Origin of the sequence: Pedobacter jeongneungensis (assembly GCF_039538295.1) — a bacterium.
In the GTDB taxonomy this organism is placed as follows: Bacteria; Bacteroidota; Bacteroidia; order Sphingobacteriales; family Sphingobacteriaceae; genus Pedobacter; species Pedobacter jeongneungensis.
This window is the reverse complement of sequence record NZ_BAABBY010000013.1, coordinates 143,668-162,867: the sequence shown is the minus strand read 5'-3', so window position 1 is coordinate 162,867 and position 19,200 is coordinate 143,668. Positions and strand designations below refer to the sequence as shown.

Sequence of the window (19,200 nt, the reverse complement as noted above, 5' to 3'; positions counted from 1 at the left end):
GTATATTGTTTATTATAACTGGGAAAGACCACACCAGGGAATTAATGGTAAAAAACCGGCGGAAATGGCAAATATAAATAACAAAAAATAACTCTAGTTCATTACCGAATTACTAAACCTTTACAGCGATGACGAAAGCGTAAGAATATGAAAAATTACATTAAAGCAGATGAGTGGAATATTATCGAAGAAGGCTTTGATCCACATTTAAATAAAATTTCAGAAAGTATTTTCAGTCTGGGCAACGGCCGTATGGGGCAGCGTGCCAATTTTGAAGAAACCTATACCGGAGAAACCTTACCCGGAAACTATGTTGCAGGCGTTTACTACCCCGACAAAACCCGTGTGGGATGGTGGAAAAATGGTTACCCCGAATATTTTGCAAAAGTTTTAAATGCAGCAAACTGGATAGGTATTGGAGTGAAAATTGATGACGAGATCCTTGATTTGGCAACTGCCGGAGTAAGCGATTTTAAACGTGTGCTGAATATGCACGCCGGATATTTAGAGCGTAGTTTTACTGCGAAATTAAAAAGCGGTAAAACCCTGAAAGTTAAATCAACACGTTTTTGCAGCATAGCCGATGATGAAGTTGGGGCCATCCGTTACAGCATTACGCCGCTGGGTTTTGATGGTAAATTAACTTTAACACCTTTTATTGATGGTGATGTTAAAAATCAGGACAGTAACTACGATGAAAAATTCTGGGATCTGGTTGCTGATGAAATTTCAGGAACTGAGGCTTACATCAAACTAAGAACAAAGAAAACCGAATTTGAAGTTTGCACCGGAAGCAATATAGAACTGTATAAAAATGCAGAAAAATCAGACTTTAATCCGGAAGCTGTGCGCAAAGAGAAATTCGTCGGACAAACTTTTTCGGTAGATGTTAAAGCTAATGAAGAAATCACTCTGGTTAAAATTGCGGCTAATTTATCTTCCGAAAATTATCCAAAAGAATCACTTTTAAAAGAAACCAAATCGGTAATTTCCAAGGCCTCAGCCAAAGGTTTTGATACTTTATTAAAAGAGCAAACCGAAGCCTGGGCAACCAAATGGGAAGAAAGCGATATCATTATCGAAGGCGATGTTTCTGCCCAGCAGGCTATCCGTTTCAATATTTTTCAGCTTTTCCAAACCTACACCGGTAAAGATGACCGCTTAAATATTGGCCCGAAAGGTTTTACAGGTGAAAAATACGGAGGTTCTACCTATTGGGATACCGAAGCTTATTGTGTGCCTTTTTATCTGGCCACGGCCCCGCAGGAAGTAAGCAAAAACTTATTGGTTTATCGCCACAAACAATTGGGTAAAGCCATCGAAAATGCAGCGAAATTAGGTTTTAAAGATGGTGCAGCGCTTTATCCAATGGTAACGATGAACGGCGAAGAATGCCACAACGAGTGGGAAATCACTTTCGAAGAAATCCACCGTAACGGCGCCATTGCCTTTGCCATTTTTAATTACATCCGTTATACCGGCGATGAAAGCTACCTGTCTGATTTCGGTTTAGAGGTACTAATCAGTATTGCCCGTTTCTGGAAACAGCGCGTTAACTGGAGCAGCGATAAACAGCAATATGTAATGCTTGGCGTAACTGGTCCAAATGAATATGAAAATAACGTAAACAATAACTGGTACACCAATATTCTGGCCACGTGGTGCATGAAATATGCCACAGAAGCTGCTAAAATTGTAGAAACACAACAACCAGAAAAATATAACAGCCTGCTAAAAAGCTTAAACTTCGACCAAAAGGAATTTGCAGACTGGGCTGATATTATCGAAAAGATGTATTATCCGCAGGATGAAAAACTAGGCATTTTCTTACAACAGGATGGTTATTTAGACAAAGAACAGATTTTGGTTAAAGATTTACCTGCCAGCGAAAGACCGATTAACCAGAAATGGAGCTGGGACAGGATTTTACGTTCAAACTTTATTAAACAGGCTGATGTATTACAGGGATTATATTTCTTTGAAGAAGATTATGACCTCGAAACCCTGAAACGTAATTTCGATTTCTACGAGCCACGTACCGTACACGAAAGTTCTTTATCGCCCTGCGTACACAGCATTTTAGCTGCGAAGTTAAGCGACGAGGCCCGTGCTTACGAATTTTATTTACGTACCGCCCGTTTAGATCTCGATGATTATAACAACGATACCGAAGATGGTTTACACATTACCTCTATGGCCGGTACCTGGATGAGCGTGGTAGAAGGTTTTGCGGGCATGCGTGTGCGCGACGGTAAACTGCAGTTTAACCCGTTTTTGCCTGGCAAATGGAAATCGTTCTCCTTTACCATTGGGTTTAGAGGGGCAACCTTGAAAATCAATATCACTGAAAACGGTATCAGCATTAAAAACCATGCCGCTGTTGATTTAGAAATCGGGATCCGGAATCAGAACTATAAACTGGCCGGAAATGCCGAAATTGAAGTTAATAACGCCGAGTTGGTATGATTGTAGAGGTAAAATGTAAAATGGAAAATGTCACTTTCTCAACACTTCGTTATTGCGAGGAGGAACGACGAATCAATCTTAATGCGATTGTTTGCATGATGACAATTTTCTATTTATTTATTTCATCATCATCTTTTGCACAAAAACATCCCAAAATGAACGATAAACAGATCGTTATATACCAGTTACTGCCCCGTTTGTTCGGGAATAAAAATACCACCAATATCCCATATGGTACCATTGAGCAAAATGGTTCGGGTAAGTTTAACGATATTACCGATAAAGCACTCGATGGCATAAAAGCACTCCATGTAAACTATGTTTGGTACACAGGGGCTATTGCACACGCCAGTTTAACCGATTATTCTGCTTACGGAATCAAGGTTGATGACGCCGATGTGGTAAAAGGCAGGGCGGGTTCGCCTTATGCCATCCGCGATTATTATGATGTTGATCCCGATCTGGCAGTTGATGTTAAAAACAGGATGAAAGAGTTTGAAGCATTGGTTAAAAGAACACATGCCAAAAATTTAAAGGTGATTATTGATTTTGTTCCAAATCATGTTGCCAGGAGTTACCATTCTTATGTAAAGCCAAATGGCGTAACCGACTTTGGCGCACAGGATGATGTAACCAAAGCCTTTAGCACAAAAAATGATTATTATTATATCCCGGGTCAGGCTTTAACGGTTCCAACAAACGGACAAAAAACGCCGCTTTCAGCGCTTCAGGATGGTAAATTTGTGGAAAATCCTGCAAAAGCCACAGGTAATAATGTATTTTCTGCCCGGCCCAAATATGATGACTGGTACGAAACCATTAAGTTAAATTATGGGGTAGATTATCAAAACGGGGAGAAAACATATTTTGATCCTATTCCTCCGGTATGGCTTAAAATGCGTGATATTTTAATCTACTGGACGCGTAAAGGCGTTGATGGGTTTAGGTGCGATATGGCCGAAATGGTACCTATTGCATTCTGGAACTGGGTAATTCCGCAGGTTAAAACAGTAAATCCCGATCTGATTTTCCTGGGAGAAGCTTACAATCCGAAAGTGTACCAACAATATTTAGAAGAAGGTAAATTCGATTACCTGTATGATAAAGTAGGTTTATACGATGGCCTTAAAAAATTAATCAGAAATGAACCAACTGCAGATGTAGCAGCGATTAAACACGTGTGGCAGGTAGAAAGTGCTGGTTTTGGCAAACACATGTTACGCTTTTTAGAAAACCACGATGAAGAACGCATTGCATCGGCAGGATTTGCAGGTAAAGCTGAACTGGCTTTACCTGCAATGGTTGTTTCGGCAACATTGGGCGCTGGTCCGGTTATGCTTTATTTCGGACAGGAAGTCGGCGAACCGGGCAAAGGTCAGGAAGGTTTTGGCGGCGATGATAACCGCACCACAATTTTTGATTATTGGGGCGTTCCTGATCACCAGAAATGGATGAACGGCGGATTGTTCGATGGAGGAAAATTAAGCCCTTCCCAACAAAACTTAAGGGCTTACTATCAGCAATTGATAAAAGTAACTTCAACGAGTGATGCCGTAGTTAATGGCGAAATTTATGAGGTGCCACTTACCGGAAATATGAATAACCGCATGTATGCTTTTATCCGTTACTCTGGCAAACAGCGTTTATTGATAGTAGCCAATTTCGACCGGACAGAAACTTTAACCGCTAACATCGAAATCCCTGATCAGATTTTAAAAGTGAAAAATTCATCTCCGGTTACGGAACTGTTAACAGATAAAAAATTAAATATTCCCGCAGGAACAAGCATACCCGTAAACCTGGCGCCGGTTAGCGCTCAGGTGATTGAGTTTTAAAAGTCTTTGCTATGCGCCTGGCCCCACTCGTTTAGCGATAAAAAAAGGTGAACAGATGAATAGTATTTAAAATAATTTATTTAACCGAAAGAACGCTATACGCCCTGCGCTAAGCGCTTAAACCAAACAAAATGAGCTTAAAAACAATATTCGAGAACCCCAGATTAACACTCGCACAAATCATTAATATGAGCGTGGGGTTTTTCGGGATCCAGTTCGGTTGGGATTTACAAAGGGCCAATATGGGGCGTATTTACGAAAACCTGGGTGCTAATCCCGATCAGGTTCCATTGTTGTTTTTGGCAGCACCTTTAACCGGATTACTGGTACAGCCTGTAATTGGTTACCTGAGCGACCGCACCTGGCATCCAAAATGGGGGAGAAGAAGACCATATTTTATGATTGGTGCCATTGTGAGCAGTATTGCGCTCATTTTTATGCCGCATAGCAGTGCTTTATGGATGGCTGCGGGATTGCTCTGGATTTTGGATGTTTTCGGCAACATTGCCATGGAACCTTTCCGTGCCTTTGTTACCGATAAATTACCTGATAGTCAGGTTAATCGCGGTTTTATTATGCAAAGCATGATGATTGGTTTAGGTGGAAGCGTGGCTTCAGCATTGCCGTGGATCATGAACAATGTTTTCCATTTAACCAATACCGCAGAACAGGGAAATATTCCCGAAAATGTGAAGTTTTCGTTTTATATCGGCGCATTTTTCTTTTTCGCCGCGGTATTGTGGACGGTTTTTACCACCAAAGAATATCCGCCACAGGATGTTGATTTTAAAGAAAAAATAAAAGAAAGCAACAAAGGTTTTGGAGGTGGTGCCCGCGAAATTTTTCATGCTTTAAGGAACATGCCCAAAAGAATGCAAATCGTTTCTTTAGTACAGTTTTTCACCTGGCCGGGTTTATTTTTAATGTGGTTTTATTACACCACTGCCGTAGCGGTTAATGTTTTTGGCGGTAGAGATGCTGCAGATCCGGTTTATGCCCATGGTGCCGATTTTGGCAGTTTAACCCTGGCTTATTATAGTGTAATTACTTTCTTGTTCGCACTGGTTTTACCAAAAATTGCCGATGCGCTCGGACGTAAAACTACCCATGCACTTTGTTTAATCTGCGGCGCCATTGGTTTGATCAGTGTAGCCTGGGTGCACGACAAAAACATGCTTTACCTGTGTATGACTGGGGTTGGGATTGCCTGGGCCAGTATCCTTTCTATGCCTTATGCCATGTTGAGCGGTTCGTTACCAAAAGATAAAATCGGGATTTACATGGGCATTTTCAACTTCTTTATTGTACTGCCAGAAATCATTGCTTCATTAGGTTTTGGCTGGTTAATGCGTAATGTACTGAATAACGACAGGCTTTTAGCGGTGCAATTAGGTGGTGGTTTAATGATTCTGGCTGCTATAATCTGTTATGTTTTTATTCGGGAAACTAAAAATACAGATGACGCTTTAGCTTCGAAACTCGAAGTAGAAGAAAATCGATCAGTCTAAAACATTAACTCCATGGTCTGTGTCCTCCCAGGCCATTACCCATATTTCGGCCTGTGGCGACACGGATCGAGAACATACATATTTATTTTCAGTGCACGCTGTGAAAAACCCGGTGTTCTCTGTAGTAAAAAAACTCGCTCTGGTTCGTGTCGCCACGAAACAGTATAAGCTAAATCCTGAAATTTTAACCAAATGAAAAAAATAATCAACCGCGTTGCTTTGTGTCTGCACGAAACAAAAAGAGCCAAAACAATCATTTACCTGTTGCTATTGGTAACAGCGTTTAGTACCGCCTGTAAAAAAGCGTCTGATGGTGGTGTTGAGCCAACGCCAACCAACCAAAAAGCCGATTTACCTGCTGGCGCTAAAGATGGTGTCGTGTTTATCAATAACGGAACATCGGCCATTGTAACTTTGTATGCGCCTAATAAAACATCGGTTGCACTGATCGGAGAATTTAACACCTGGTCTGTAACTGCAACACCGATGAAAAATACCACCGATGGAAATTACTGGTGGGTACAAATTGATAACCTAAACCCGGCTAACGAATATGCCTATCAGTTTTATGTAGATGGAAACCTGAAAGTTGCCGATCCTTATTCTGAAAAAGTGCTCGATCCTGATAACGATCAATACATTTCGGCTGCAACTTACCCAAATTTAAAAATTTATCCCACAGGTAAAACCACAGGTATTGTTAGTGTAATGCAGGCCAATCAGCCCACTTATACCTGGAAAAATAACAGTTTTACCCGTCCGGATAGAAATAACCTGGTGATTTACGAATTACTGGTTCGCGATTTTACAACTGATCATAATTATGCTTCAACATTGGCCAAACTCGATTATTTAACCGGCCTGGGCATAAATGCCATCGAATTAATGCCGGTAAATGAGTTTGAAGGAAACTTGAGCTGGGGTTACAATCCGTCATTTTATTTTGCGCCAGATAAGTACTACGGTACTAAAACAGCTTTGCAAAATTTTATTGATGAATGCCATGGCCGGGGTATAGCGGTGATTATGGATATGGTACTGAACCATTCTTTCGGACAATCGCCGATGGTACAATTGTATTTTGATGGTTCAAAACCTACAGCGAATAGCCCGTGGTTTAATGTTGATGCCAAACATCCTTTTAATGTAGGTTATGATTTTAACCACGAAAGCCCGGCCACTAAAAAATTCTCGAAAGACGTAATGAAATTCTGGATGCTGCAGTACAAAATTGATGGCTTCCGTTTCGATCTTTCGAAAGGTTTTACCCAGAAAGCATCAACAGATGATGCGCAGTTCAGGTTATACGATGCCAGCCGTATCGCCATCTGGAAAGATTATAATGCTTTTATTAAAAGTGTGGATGCCAATAATTTTTATGTGATTTTAGAACATTTTGCCGAACAATCAGAAGAAAAGGTATTGGCCGACGATGGCATGATGCTATGGAACAACCTCAATTACAATATGAACGAGGCTACCATGGGCTGGCTGGATAATTCTAACTTTCAATGGGGCTTTTATGCCAATCATGGATTTACCAAATCTGACGGTTTGGTTACCTATGGCGAAAGTCACGACGAGGAGCGTTTAAACTTTAAGAATATCACTTATGGAAATGCTTCTGGCAGTTATGTAATTAAAGGAAACCTGGCCACCTCATTAAAAAGAGAAGAACTAGCTGCCGCCTTTTTATTCAGCATCCCCGGACCTAAAATGGTTTGGCAATTTGGAGAACTGGGTTACGATATCAACATCGATTTTAATGACAGAACGGGCGAAAAACCAATTAAATGGGATTATTACAGCGATCCGAGCCGCAAAGCATTGTACGATGCCTATGCAAAATTTATCCGGTTAAAAAAGAACAACAGCATTTTTAATTCAACCAGTTCAACCTATAACCTGGCAGGCGGAATTAAATACATCAAATTAACTGAAGGCAGCAATACCGTTGTGGTGGTGGGTAATTTTGATGTGGTAAATCAAACTGCCAATATCGATTTCGGATCGGCTGGTAGCTGGATCGATGCAGTAGGTACAGGTATTAATTTAAACACCAGCATTTATGCCCAAACTTTAGCCCCCGGAGAATACCATATTTTTAGTAAAACAGCTTTAAAGTAAATATTTAAACCCATCAGGTTTCCAAAACCAGCAAGGAGTCGTCATTGCGAGAAGGCTTTTTCAGCCGACAAAGCAATCTTACAGCGATCGCTATTAAAGCGTGCTTTAAGATTGCTTCATGCATCGCAATAACGACTTTTTTTATTTATTCAACCTTAGTTGATTATTCCATCTTTCGCTAACGCTCGTTTCTTAACGGGCATTAATTAGTTTATCGTTTGAAAACGAGCGCAAACATTTTTCCCTCGGTTCGTGTCGTCACGAACTGAAACTTAGTAATAATCTTATTGTTTTTAGTTAATATTGCGATAACAACTAACAACTTAATGGATAACAAATTAGCGCATCATTTATTATGGGAACGGTTACGGACTGGCGATAAAAATGCGTTTTTTGACCTCTATGCCGCACTATATTATCCTTTGGTTAATTTCGGGATCAGGGTTTGTGCTGATGCAGATACTGCCAGCGAAGCCACCGACCTGGTTTTTACCACCATTTGGGAAAAACACGAGAGCCTAACCCGCGTTGATAATGTTGAAGCCTACCTGCGCACCTTTTTAAAAAGGAAATTGCTGAGGATTCTCGAAAGAAAGCGCAAAATTAACGATGCGCTTTTTAATGCCGGCGCCGATGGCGATTGGATGGAAATGAGTTACGAAGAGTTTATAGTAAAGGTGCAGAGCGACGAGCTGGTAAAATATCAACTCAAAAATGCGCTGGAAAAACTCACTTTTAAGCAAAAACAACTGATCCATTTAAAATTTTTCGAGGGTTTAAGTTACGAGCAGATTGCAGAACAAAGCAATCAGACAATAAAAACTGCCTACAATACCATTTACGATGCGCTTAAAATCCTGCGGAAGGAATTTAACGCATAAAATCTTCGCGTTACATCATTTGGGGCCTGAGCAAAAGGATGACTTCGTAAATCTTATCGATCCGTCATCTCGATTGGAGCGTAGCGGAATAGAGAGATCTATAGGGGATCAACTGCAGTTGCGATATCTCTTTTTATGTTATTCAGAGTCTAATAGAAAGGTAACGACACTTTTTATCCGAAAACCAGCGGTCTGTTTTTCATCGGTGCTGTTGCCCTGCCATTTGCTATAGCCCTCATGAAAAATTCGGGGCTGTCGCTCCTGTCACGTTTATTTAACAAGGTCCTGTTCCGGCGATAGCCAAAAACCTTTAATAGTTCTGCTCACCCTGCAAGCTAAACCCGGGCACAGTGGAAAACCCACAGCCCGAAGTATGAGGGCGAGGATTTGTAACGCAGCACGGGGCAGGTGAAACCCAAAGGTGATACACTTGCTTTCCAGATCATGAAAAATTAGGTTTCCCATTAAGTGGGATAGAGATTACCTGTCACCCTGCGCGGAATCGAAGGGTAACCAGGAGCTATAGCGGATTAAAACGCCCAAAAAATAATCAGAAAACGCCCAAAGTTATTTCCGTGTTTAACCCCTTTTAAACTTCATAAATTTAGTTTAAACAAATTAAATTTCTTTATTTAAAGCTATTGCAGGGCATATGTTCGGTGATGTTAAAAGAAAGTTAAAATTTCCTTAGGAAAAAGTAAAGCTTTTGGGCACTGTTATATAAAAGGCAAAAAGAATGGTTGATAGAAGTAAATTCAATGCAGAAGATTTTCTTGTCGATAGCACTTTCCAGCAATACTGCGCCGGAACGGATAAGCTATGCATTGGATATTGGGAGAAGTATATTAATGCACACCCTGAGCAGGTGGAAGTAATTGCAGAGGCAAAAAAGCTTTATGCAATATTGAGCGGAAATAAACGTCCGCTGGCCAAGCAGGTAGAAAATTTTAAAGAACATATGTTTCCTGCCCCTGAAGAAAAGGTGGTAAAACTGCACCGTTATTTGTGGGTTAAAATTGCAGCAGCGGTAATTTTGGTGTTTGGTGCCGTTTTAATTTATAATACTTTTTATAAAAACAGTGGGGCAAATAAACCGGCTCAGATGGTTTATACTTTTGCCACAAAAAGCGGCGAGCGGAAAAAAATCATTTTACCGGATGGTACTTCGGTACTTTTAAACGCCAAAAGTGTTCTATCATTAACTAAAGATTTTAACGATAAATACAGAGAAGTTACTTTAACTGGTGAAGCTTTTTTTGATGTAAAGCACAATAAGGATAAACCTTTTAAAGTACATACCAGCGATTTTAACATCAATGTACTGGGTACTGCTTTTAATGTAAAAGCTTATCCGGATGAAATTAGTTCAGAAGCTACCTTAATCCGCGGTTTAATTACCATGGAAGGCGTAAACGGAAACGGCGGTGTAATTACTTTAAAGCCGAGCCAGAAGGTTACGTTTTACAAAGTAATGCCGCAGCAGCAAAAAAACAAACTGGTTAAGCCGATGGCGCCACAGCCCGAAATAACCATTAATCACTATACCAAAATTAAGGACAGTACTATTGTAGAAACGGCCTGGACACAGAACCGGATCGAAATTTACGACCAGAATTTTGATGAGATTAAAAATGTGCTCGAGAAATGGTATAATGTTGAAATCAGATTTACCGATCCGGCTTTGGAAAAATACCGTTTTACGGCAACCATTACCAACGAGAGTATAGAAGAGGTATTACACGCCTTAAAAGCAACTGAAAATAATTTTAAATATGAGATAAAGGGGAAACAGGTAATCATCTCAAAATAGGAAGAAAAAAGGACGGTGTTGGAGCACCGCCCTCTTGAATTTCTTTTTTGATCAATTAATGGCAGTTTATGCGCAAACAGATTGCTGCCAGGAACTTATGCAACCAAAAAAAACAAAAATATGATTTATTATTACTTACTGCAAGGGCGCCCCAAATATAAAGCGCTCCTAAAATTCATTATGCTAATGAAACTAGCCTGTATTATGGTGTTCATTACCTGCCTTAATGTTTCCGCATCGGTTTTTTCGCAGGAAAAAATTTCATTAGATGTTAAGAAAACAAAACTGGCCAGGGTTTTACAGATTATTGAGCAGCAAAGCAGTTACCATTTTGTTTACAGCTCGTCTTACGTTCCTGTTAATAAGGATGTAAGCATTACTGTAACCAATACTTTGGTTACCGATGTTTTGGCAGCCATTTTAAACAGAACAAACCTGAAATATTCTGTTTCTGATGGTGGCTTAATTGTCATTAGCAAAAATAAAGAGGTTCCTATTTCGGGAACGGTAAAAGATGCCCAGGGTGGCAGCTTACCAGGTGCCAGTGTAAGGGTTAAAGGAACGGGGATAGGTACCTCAACAGATATAAACGGAAAATTTGTTTTAAACGCACCTGAAAATGCAGTTCTGGTGGTTTCTTATGCCGGTTTTCAGACCAAAGAAGTAGCCATTGGTTCACAAACTACCATTAATATTGTTTTAACTGAAGATACCAAACAGCTTACCGATGTGGTAGTAACGGCTTTGGGTATTAAAAAAGAAAGAAGGGCTTTAGGTTATTCGGTTACGCAGATTGGTGGCGAAACCTTAACCCAGGCGAGAGAAAATAATGTGGCTAACTCTTTGGTAGGTAAAGTAGCTGGTTTAGATATCAGCTCAACATCTGGTGGTGCTGGTGCCGCAACAAGCGTAACCATTCGTGGGGTATCAAGCTTAAGCCAAACCAACCAGCCTTTATATGTTATTAACGGTGTGCCAATGGAAAATAAACCGGTAGGTTTAAATAACTTAAATGCTAATGGCAATTCGGGTAGTCAGTACGATAATGCTCCAGATTTAGGAGATGCGGTCGGAAACTTGAATCCAGATGATATTGAAAGTATTTCAGTATTAAAAGGCGCTGCCGCTGCGGCCCTATATGGATACCGTGCTAAGGCAGGCGTAATTTTAATTACTACGAAAAGCGGAAAAGGCAACAGCATCGAATTTAATACCAATTATGTTGCAGAACAGGTAATGGACAGAACCAACTGGCAATATGTTTACGGACAAGGCGCCAACGGAGTAAAACCAACTGATGCTGCTGCTGCAGCACAGGTAGGAGGATCAAGCTGGGGTGCAAAATTAGACGGATCTAATGTGGTTCAGTTTGATGGTGTAAGCAGGCCATATTCTGCGCAGAAAAATAATATCGAAGATTTTTACCGCACGGGAGGCACATGGTCTAACACGGTTGCTTTAAACAAGAGTTTTGATGGGGGTACTATCCGTTTATCTGCAAATGATGTTCATAACAATTCTGTTGTGCCAAACTCTGGCTTAAACAGGCAGTCTTTTAACCTGGTAGGTACTTTTAACCCAATTAAACGCTTAACCATTGATGCCCGCATGAACTATATTTTAGAGCAGGCCAAAAACAGGCCAATGGTTTCGGATGGTGCAGGTAATGCCAACTATAACGTAGCTTTTTTACCAACCAGTGTAAGTGTAAAAGATCTCGATCCATGGAAAGATGCCAATGGAAATGAAATCCAGTATAATAAAGGCAATGCATATGCAACTAATCCATGGTTTGCGGCAAACGAATTTGTAAATGATACCAAACGCGACCGTTTGATCAGTTCTTTTAACGCCCGCTATACTTTCGATAACGGTTTATTTTTACAGGGACGTGCTGGTCGCGATGGTTATAACGATACGTATAAAAATGTAGTTCCATCTGGTACAGCGTATTATGCGCCTGGTAAAATTGTAGAACAAGCCACTAAATTTGCTGATATCAATGTGGATGTATTAATCGGAAAGCCTTTTAAAGTAGATGAAGATTTCTCTGTTACACCAAATATAGGTGGTAGTTACCGCAGAACAAGTATAACTCAAACCACAAACAGTGGTTCTGATTTTGCCGTGTTTGGGGTTTATAATATTCTAAATGCTAAAAATAAATCGGTGGCTTATGTGGCATCCGAAGCTGAAACACAATCGGTGTACGGTACGCTTGAACTTGCCTATAAAGATATTTTATATTTAACCGGTAGTGGCCGTACTGATTGGTTTTCTACCCTGGCCACTCCTGGTAAAGATAATAAGTTAAATGTGATTTATCCTTCCATTAGCGGTTCATTTGTTTTCTCTGAACTTTGGAAACCATCATTCTTAAGCTTTGGTAAAGTTAGGGCAGGTTATGCTGTAGTTGGTCAGGCTACCGACCCTTATCAAACCTTGCTGACTTATAGTTTAAGAAGCGAAGTTTTAAACGGACTGCCATTGGGCACCATTTCGAACGTAAATATTCCAAATTCTGCCTTAAAAGCTTCAAAAGCATCAGAATTGGAAATAGGAACCGAAATGCGCTTTTTCGGCGATCGTTTAAATCTTGATTTTACCTGGTATAAAAAAATATCTAAAGATGAAATCACTTTTGTAACCACTTCTACCTCTACTGGTTTTAGTGGTGCGGTTTTGAACTCTGGTAAAATCGAAAATAAAGGGGTAGAGCTGCTATTATCTGGCCAGGTGGTAAAGAACCAGGATTTTGTATGGACTTCTTCTTTAAACGGATCATATAACGATAATAAAGTGATCTCGCTTGCTGATGGGGTTACCTCAAACCTGATTGCTACTTCAAGATCGGGCGTAGGCTTTTTACAGAACATTCCGGGTAAAGCTGCGTCTCAGGTAATGGCTTACGATTATAAGTATGATGCATCAGGAAATATTATGCTGGGTGCAAATAATGCCCCGCAGCGTGGCGACCTGGTTGCCTATGGTTCTGCTTACAATAAATGGTTTGCAGGCTGGAACAACGAGTTTAATTATAAAGGTGCAACCCTATCTTTCCTAATTGATGGTAAATGGGGGGGTAAGGTATTCTCTGCAACTGATTATTATGGTTATGTTTTTGGTTTACACCAGGCTACGCTCGAAAACCGCGAAGCATTGGGTAACACGGCCGCAACTTACTATCAGCTATCAGCAGATAATGTGTCTAATAAATTTGTGCAGGATGCAAGTTTCATCAAGTTCAGGCAAATGACTTTGGGTTATAATTTCCCTGCAAAAATGTTCAACAACAAAATACATGGTTTAAATGTAAGCCTTGTAGGCAGGAACCTGTTTATCCTGATGAAAAAAACGGATAATATCGACCCTGAATCGAGTTATAACGCAACTTTTCCAGGACTGGAACTGGGTGGTGTACCACCGGTTAGAACGTTTGGTATAAACCTTAGTGTGAAGCTTTAAATTTTAAACAGACAGAACAATGAAAACGAACATATTAAAAAAATATAGCCTGTTATTTTGTAGCGGCATGTTAATGATCTCGGCTTGTACCAAAAATTTCGAGGATATTAATACCAACCCATCTGCTTACGGCGCAGCAACATTTGATCCTAATTATACCCTAACCACTGCACAACTTACTTATACAGGCAGTATAGATTTTGCTTACGATACCTGGAGGGGAAATTTAATTTATTCTTCTACCATGATGCAGGGACTTTCTACCGTGGTGAGTTATTGGGCAGGAGATAAATATTTACTGAACGAAGGTTATACCGCAGCTTACTGGGGCAGTACTACAGTAGGTGCTTATGTAGAACAGGTTAAGCCGATTGTAGATATTGTAGAGTTTACAAAAGGTGTTCCGAAATATAATAATGTACGCCAGGTTGCCCGCTTATGGAAAGCATTGATTTTTGAGCGCATTACCGACCTGTATGGCGATGCACCTTACTCAGAAGCTGGACAAGGCTATTATACCGGCAATCTTGCACCAAAATATGATAAACAACAGGCCATTTATACCGATTTATTAAAAGAAGTAGAAGAGGCTACAAATGCATTGGATGTTAATGGCGATAAAGTAACCGGAGATGCCATTTACAAAGGTGACATTAATAAATGGAAGCGCTTTGGAAACACTTTGCTGTTGCGCATTGCTATGCGTTTAACCAAAGTTGATGAAAATACGGCTAAGGCCTACGCTCAGAAGGTAATCGGTAAAACAATGATCAGTAATGATGATAATGCTTTTGTAAAACATGATGTCTCAGGTGCGAGGGTAACTCAAAATCGTAATAGCCAGGTATTGGCAGGCGATGGAGGGCAGGAAAATTATTATGTGAAATGGTCGCAGACTTTTATCAATAAATTAAAAACAGCAAACGATCCACGATTAGGAAAAGTTGCCGTTACCGGACTTTTTCTTGATGAAAACAGCAAAGCCCAAAATCCTAATTACAGTGCTGATCCGCTTGTGCAGAAAGGAATGCCTAACGGGAAAGATTTAAGCGGGATTGCTGGAAGGGATGTGAGGCAGGATGCCTCTTATACCACGTTTCCGGCTTATTCTTCACCAAATCCGGCAATGATTAAAAAGGACGGTGTAACTTTTATTTTAACCTATGCCGAAAGCGAACTTTTATTGGCAGAAGCTGCGCAAAGATGGGCAATAGGTGGTTCTGCTGCTAACCATTACGCCAGTGGATTGTCAGCTGGTATTACTTTCTTATCGCAGTATGATGCAAGCTTAGCCATTTCGGGTACTGTTGCTGATGCTTATGCTGCAGCCAATCCATACATTGCAGCAAACGGTTTAGAAATGATCAATACTCAATATTGGTTACATACCTGTACTATGCTCGATTTTTATGAAACATGGTCTAACTGGCGCAGATCTGGGTTTCCGGCTTTAACCCCGGTAGTTTATCCAGGCAATGCTACTAATGGTACTATTCCACGCCGTTTCCCATACCCGGTAGAAGAAGCGGCTAAAAATAACGCCAATTACAAAGCAGCCTCTTCAGCTGTACCTGGTGGCGATAACCTCACCGGCAGGGTTTGGTGGGATAAATAATATATAAATCATCCCGGTTTATCATTCAGCCGACAATGCATTATTGCGTTGTCGGCTTTTTTATCTGATCTGATTTTGGGCAAACGTTTGCGCAGCATTTTTGGTAAAAAGCTGATAACTAAAATTTTAACTTAGCTACTGCGGTGGCACCCCAAACAAAATCCATTGTATAAATCTCAACCTGTTTAAACCAGTTAAATGAAAAATCAATTACCTTATTGATGGCAGTATTCGCTTTTATCATTTGCATTTTTAGCAGTTTTACACCTGCTCATGTTAAAGTTGCTCCAAAAAAATGGTTAGCTGATTACTTAATATAGGTCTACTGCTTTATTTGCAGCAGTTTTTTGCAGAACCGGCATTGCCAAAAGCTTTGCTGGTTTTTTATGTTCTACAAGTAATCCATTTTGATTAAGGCTCAATATTTTTGGGGTTAAATTTCTACATTTTGTAGATGATTTTCCCCGAATCGAATTGCAGGTAAATTCATTCTTTTGTTTTCTTTCAAAAAAATGGAATTTCTTTATGAATAAAAATAGCAGCGCTAAATGATTCTGGAACTATATTTTGTCGTACACCCAAAATATCAGTAATGGAATAAACAGAAATTTTATTGCTGGTATTGTATTTGGATTAAGTTCTAAAAAAACTTTAACTAAATATTTAACCTATGAAAATCTTTAAAAAAGCAGCTTTGGTCATTCTTACCTCAGCTGTAATCGTTAATTTGAGCAGCTGTAAAAAAAATGCTGTTGATGATCAACAGGAAAATCAGTTGTCATTACAAAATAAACAGTCTGCTTTAGCATCAGGCACCAGCCTGGAGAACCTTATTGCCTATAAAAAAAGTGATCACCAGATAACCGCGGGGTTTTATCGTACCTGGCGTGATAGGGTAGTAAGTGGAAATGCGAATGATCCGGTTATGACTGAATTGCCTGATAGCCTGGATGTAGTGATTGTATTTACGAATTACACCCCAAGCGATTCGCCCTACTGGACAAAACTAAAGGATGTTTATATTCCATACCTGCATGCGAGAGGAACAAAAGTGATTATTACGGGCTCTTTAACCATGCCGGCAGGTGCCGGTCAGAATGCTGCCGGTTACGCTGCCGCAGCCAAAAAAATAATGGATGAAACGGTTAATAAATATGGTTTAGACGGCTTCGACATCGATATTGAGCATAATGTTACAGGTGCCGAATTAACAGAGAAAACGGGAATTTATACAGCCCTATCCGCCTACCTGGGGCCAAAATCAGGAACAGGGAAACTGCTCACCTATGATACCAATCAGGATGGCAATACTCCGTTTTTTAAAAATGTATGTGGGATGATCGATTATGTATGGCTTCAGGCTTATGGCAGTGGCTCGTCTACATTACAAAATACCTGGAATACCTTTTCACCTAATATCCCGTCGAAAAAATTTGTGCCCGGGTTTTCTTTTTATGAGGAAAACGGATATCCGGGTAATTATTGGGATGATGTTCTCTATCCCCAAAATGGTACAGGCAGGGCATATGATTATGCAAGGTGGCAGCCAACCGGAGGCAGCAAAAAAGGTGGAGTGGTTAGCTATGCAATTGATAGAGATGCTGCACTTACTTCGCCACATGATAATACAATTGTTCACCCTAATTTTAAGGTTACCAAAGATCTGATTAAAATAATGAATCCGTAAATACTGGACATAAGTTAGATCAGAAGACTTTTTAAAATAGTGTGAACCTTATGCCTGCCTTGCCCAAAAAGCAAGGCAGTCTTTTTTATGGTAACATTTCTAATCAGTTTTTTTGATTAACGGCGCATTAATTTGATATTTATGCACCAAACTAACTTTCAAATGAAATTCAGATTTATACTCACCACATTTTTGTGTGCCACATTGTTTGTACATGCACAACAGGCACCGAAAAAGAATCAATCGAAAGAAACCGTAACCACTACACAGGTTACCGTTAAAGATGAACCCAAATCATCAGGCAATGAGCGAACCATCAAGGTAGAGAGTTCGGTTGTAACCAACCACTCGGTAACCATTGATGGAAAAGCTGTTCCTTACAAAGCTACCACAGGTACACTTCCGGTTTGGGATGAAGATGGTAAACCCATTGCCGGCTTATTTTATACCTATTACGAGCGTAGCGATGTACAAAACCGGGATAAGCGCCCTTTGGTGATTTCTTTTAATGGCGGACCAGGTTCTGCTTCCGTTTGGATGCACATTGCCTATACCGGCCCGGTGGTGCTGAATATCGACGACGAAGGTTATCCTGTACAACCTTATGGTTATAAAGAAAATCCATATTCTATTTTAGATGTTGCCGATGTAGTTTACATCGATCCCGTTAATACCGGTTATTCGAGGGCGGTGAGCAAAGATATCCCGACTAATAAATTTTTTGGCGTACGTGCCGATATTAAATACCTGGCCGAGTGGATCAATACTTTTGTAACCCGTAATAACCGCTGGGCCTCGCCAAAATTTTTAATTGGCGAAAGTTATGGCACCACCCGTGTTTCGGGTTTGGCTTTGGAGCTGCAGAACAATCAATGGATGTATTTAAACGGTGTGGTACTCGTATCGCCAACTGAGCTGGGTATTGAGCGTAGTGGCCCCGTTGATGCGGCGCTGCGTTTGCCTTATTTTGCAGCCACTGCCTGGTACCACAAAGCTCTGGCAGCCGATTTAGAGGGCAAAGATTTAACCGCAATGTTGCCCGAAGTAGAAAGTTTTACCATCAACGAGCTGATTCCGGCCATTTCGCAGGGCGGAATGTTAAGCACCGATAAAAAGAAAGCCATAGCAACAAAAATGGCCCGTTATTCTGGCCTTTCAGAAAAAGTGATTTTAGATTACAACCTCAACGTACCTACCGATTTCTTCTGGAAAGAATTGTTAAGGGACAAAGGTTTTACTGTTGGCCGTTTAGATTCGCGCTACCGTGGCATCGATAAAATGGGCGCAGGTGAAGGACCTGATTATAATGCTGAATTGACTTCGTGGCTGCACTCCTTTACGCCGGCCATTAATATGTACATCCGTAACGAACTTAATTATAAAACCGATTTAAAATATAACATGTTCGGTTCGGTATATCCCTGGGATAAAACCGGTGATCAGACAGGGGATAACCTCCGTCAGGCCATGGCGCAAAACCCATACCTGCATTTATTAGTCCAATCTGGCTATTATGATGGCGCCTGCGATTATTTTAATGCCAAATACAGCATGTGGCAGTTAGATGCTGCGGGTAAACTTCAGGATAGAATGAGCTGGGAAGGTTACCGCAGCGGGCACATGATGTACCTGCGTAAAGATGACCTGAAAACGGCGAATAACCATATCCGCGAGTTTATTAAAAAAGCATTGCCAAAAGCAGGCGAGGCTGCTAAATTTTAAAAAAATCGGTCGTCGTTTCGATTGAAGTGCTACTAAATGAAGAAATCTCTAGCGATTTCAGGTAAATCGTTAAAGATTTCATCA

General features: G+C 40.4%; 11 protein-coding genes. 10 read left to right on the top strand and 1 reads right to left on the bottom strand.

The genetic code is table 11. The annotated features are described in order from the left end of the window. Positions 1-147 precede the first annotated feature (147 nt). The 8 genes from ABD769_RS22150 (at position 148) to ABD769_RS22115 (ending at position 15,707) form a co-directional block, all read left to right on the top strand. Positions 148-2,466, top strand: coding sequence for a glycoside hydrolase family 65 protein (locus tag ABD769_RS22150; RefSeq protein WP_344853536.1), 2,319 nt, complete (start codon positions 148-150; stop codon positions 2,464-2,466). 155 nt (positions 2,467-2,621) lie between these two features. After that, a complete protein-coding gene (locus tag ABD769_RS22145) occupies positions 2,622-4,301 on the top strand; it encodes an alpha-amylase family protein (protein WP_344853535.1) in 1,680 nt (559 codons plus the stop codon). A 131-nt stretch (positions 4,302-4,432) separates the two neighbouring features. After that, a complete protein-coding gene (locus tag ABD769_RS22140; RefSeq protein ID WP_344853534.1) occupies positions 4,433-5,809 on the top strand; it encodes an MFS transporter in 1,377 nt (458 codons plus the stop codon). A gap of 192 nt (positions 5,810-6,001) precedes the next feature. Beyond that, entirely contained in the window at positions 6,002-7,936 is a 1,935-nt protein-coding gene (locus ABD769_RS22135; RefSeq protein WP_344853533.1) for an alpha-amylase family glycosyl hydrolase, read from the top strand. A gap of 326 nt (positions 7,937-8,262) precedes the next feature. Then, positions 8,263-8,817: an RNA polymerase sigma factor gene (locus tag ABD769_RS22130; RefSeq protein ID WP_344853532.1), complete on the top strand. Its 555-nt coding sequence runs from the start codon at positions 8,263-8,265 to the stop codon at positions 8,815-8,817. 736 nt (positions 8,818-9,553) lie between these two features. Beyond that, on the top strand, positions 9,554-10,627 hold the full coding sequence (locus tag ABD769_RS22125; RefSeq protein ID WP_344853531.1) for a FecR family protein: 1,074 nt from the start codon (positions 9,554-9,556) through the stop codon (positions 10,625-10,627). A 186-nt stretch (positions 10,628-10,813) separates the two neighbouring features. Continuing rightward, a complete protein-coding gene (locus tag ABD769_RS22120) occupies positions 10,814-14,092 on the top strand; it encodes a SusC/RagA family TonB-linked outer membrane protein (RefSeq protein ID WP_344853530.1) in 3,279 nt (1,092 codons plus the stop codon). 19 nt (positions 14,093-14,111) lie between these two features. Next, positions 14,112-15,707 carry a SusD/RagB family nutrient-binding outer membrane lipoprotein gene (locus ABD769_RS22115; RefSeq protein ID WP_344853529.1) on the top strand — a complete coding sequence of 532 codons (1,596 nt, stop codon included), beginning with the start codon at positions 14,112-14,114 and terminating at the stop codon, positions 15,705-15,707. A gap of 118 nt (positions 15,708-15,825) precedes the next feature. Here ABD769_RS22115 and ABD769_RS22110 read toward each other — a convergent pair whose 3' ends face one another. Beyond that, entirely contained in the window at positions 15,826-15,957 is a 132-nt protein-coding gene (locus ABD769_RS22110; protein WP_344853528.1) for a hypothetical protein, read from the bottom strand. Between the two features lie 420 nt (positions 15,958-16,377). Between ABD769_RS22110 and ABD769_RS22105 the strand changes: the two genes are divergently transcribed. Beyond that, a complete protein-coding gene (locus ABD769_RS22105; protein WP_344853527.1) occupies positions 16,378-17,394 on the top strand; it encodes an EndoS/ChiA family endoglycosidase in 1,017 nt (338 codons plus the stop codon). A 162-nt stretch (positions 17,395-17,556) separates the two neighbouring features. After that, on the top strand, positions 17,557-19,116 hold the full coding sequence (locus ABD769_RS22100) for a S10 family peptidase (protein ID WP_344853526.1): 1,560 nt from the start codon (positions 17,557-17,559) through the stop codon (positions 19,114-19,116). Positions 19,117-19,200: the final 84 nt, after the last annotated feature.

Coding starts and splice junctions, on each gene's coding strand:
- ABD769_RS22115 (WP_344853529.1), top strand. CDS start 14,112: ATGAAAACGAACATATTAAAAAAATATAGCCTGTTATTTTGTAGCGGC.
- ABD769_RS22105 (WP_344853527.1), top strand. CDS start 16,378: ATGAAAATCTTTAAAAAAGCAGCTTTGGTCATTCTTACCTCAGCTGTA.
- ABD769_RS22120 (WP_344853530.1), top strand. CDS start 10,814: ATGAAACTAGCCTGTATTATGGTGTTCATTACCTGCCTTAATGTTTCC.
- ABD769_RS22145 (WP_344853535.1), top strand. CDS start 2,622: ATGAACGATAAACAGATCGTTATATACCAGTTACTGCCCCGTTTGTTC.
- ABD769_RS22100 (WP_344853526.1), top strand. CDS start 17,557: ATGAAATTCAGATTTATACTCACCACATTTTTGTGTGCCACATTGTTT.
- ABD769_RS22135 (WP_344853533.1), top strand. CDS start 6,002: ATGAAAAAAATAATCAACCGCGTTGCTTTGTGTCTGCACGAAACAAAA.
- ABD769_RS22125 (WP_344853531.1), top strand. CDS start 9,554: ATGGTTGATAGAAGTAAATTCAATGCAGAAGATTTTCTTGTCGATAGC.
- ABD769_RS22150 (WP_344853536.1), top strand. CDS start 148: ATGAAAAATTACATTAAAGCAGATGAGTGGAATATTATCGAAGAAGGC.
- ABD769_RS22110 (WP_344853528.1), bottom strand. CDS start 15,957: ATGCAAATGATAAAAGCGAATACTGCCATCAATAAGGTAATTGATTTT.
- ABD769_RS22130 (WP_344853532.1), top strand. CDS start 8,263: ATGGATAACAAATTAGCGCATCATTTATTATGGGAACGGTTACGGACT.
- ABD769_RS22140 (WP_344853534.1), top strand. CDS start 4,433: ATGAGCTTAAAAACAATATTCGAGAACCCCAGATTAACACTCGCACAA.